Annotated in this window: 2 protein-coding genes; both read left to right on the top strand. The window is 60.3% G+C overall.

Going from position 1 to position 1,438, the window contains the following annotated elements:
- Positions 1-642: TetR/AcrR family transcriptional regulator (locus R4P95_RS33390; RefSeq protein WP_317840534.1), on the top strand; the 642-nt coding region annotated here is incomplete at its 5' end.
- The coding region (locus R4P95_RS33385; protein ID WP_317840533.1) for a hypothetical protein at positions 617-1,438 on the top strand (822 nt) is incomplete at its 3' end. The genes R4P95_RS33390 and R4P95_RS33385, both read left to right, overlap by 26 nt.

Raw genomic sequence — 1,438 nt, 5'->3', positions numbered from 1 at the left:
CCTAAGAACGTCGACGAAGCGCGTTCACGCATCGTCGACGCCGCGATGGGGTGCGTCGCCCGCAAGGGCCCCGCCAAAACGACCGTTTCAGACATTGCCGCCGAGTTGGGAGTAACTCGGGCAACCGTCTACCGCCACTTCGCGAGCCTCGATGACATTTGGATCGCGGTCTCTCACGCAGCTTCTGACGCTTTTATCGACCTACTCATCGTTCGCGTTCACAACTTGTCCGATCCGGCCGACATCGTCGTCGAATCGCTCGCTTACGTGGTGGAGCAGCTTGCCAGCGAACCGTTCGCGGGCGTCCTCATCTCCGTCGGCCGGGCCGAAACCCTTGCGGTCAGCATGGCCTCTCAACTGGCGATCGACGTCACGGTCAGCGCCTTGCGGAGCTTCACAATTGACTGGGACGCACTCGGTTACAGCGACGTCGACCTCGATGAGTTCGCTGAGTTCGTTCTACCCATCCTGCATTCGTTGATCGTCACCCCGAGCAAACATCGCACCGCCCGTCAATTGCGGATGTTTCTGCGCCGATGGGTCGGCCCGTCGATCGTCCCGCCCCCCTCTCCCTTACCCCCCTCTATCCGAGGACACGCAGGCAGGACGAGCAGCTGTGACCGTCACCTTCAAGGAGCATGATCTGTCCCTTCCGGTCACCGGCCGGAGAAGGCGAATTTTGTTGTGGGGAGGACTGTTTGCCAACCTCAACCTCCTCGCATGGCTGGGTATCGGCTTCGGTATCCTACCGGTGCAGCCCACGTCCGACCTGATCGCACTCTTCGTCATACTGCCCACCCTCTTTTTGCCGTTCGTCGCTCTGCTGGACAATCCAGGCGAGAACCGCAGCAGGCTAAAAAAGGGTGCCGAACTGGTCTTCTTGTTTCTGTTCATGTCCGTCATGATCGAGTGCACCTGGGAAATCTCCTGGGTGGTCATGAACTTCACCGGCACCATCCACAACGCCACCAGCTCCGATCACTGGCTGTGGCTTTGGTGGATGTACGGCAGGGCTGATACCCGCTACCTCACCAACGACGCGGCCTCGATGGCCATCGAGATCTGCGCCGCGTCGTCAGGGCCCATCGGCCTGCTGGGGTGCTACCTCCTCAAGACGGGCAGACGCATCCCCGGAAACTGGATAGCGATCCTCTACGTCTGGGCCATGTGCTTCTCCAACCTCATTTTCATCGCACACGCCTGGTATCGCGGCTTCGAGGACATCCAGGGCGGTTGGTTCGGCTTCTGGATCGTGTTCATCGCGTGGAACATCCCCTGGCTGATCGCGCCACCGTTCTTCGTAATACCGGCCGCAGCACGTGAACTCAAATACCTCTACCAACGAGAACTGGTCTACACCCTCAAAGAGGACGGCGCTGACATCGACATCGAGCCCGTCCCCACCCCCGGTGATTCGCACGGCGCTGTGCGCGATACC

The sequence above is a fragment of the Rhodococcus sp. IEGM 27 genome (assembly GCF_033142305.1).
Lineage (GTDB): Bacteria > Actinomycetota > Actinomycetes > Mycobacteriales > Mycobacteriaceae > Rhodococcus_F > Rhodococcus_F oxybenzonivorans.
Note: the sequence above shows the minus strand (reverse complement) of the source record. Positions and strands in the feature narration are given on the sequence as shown.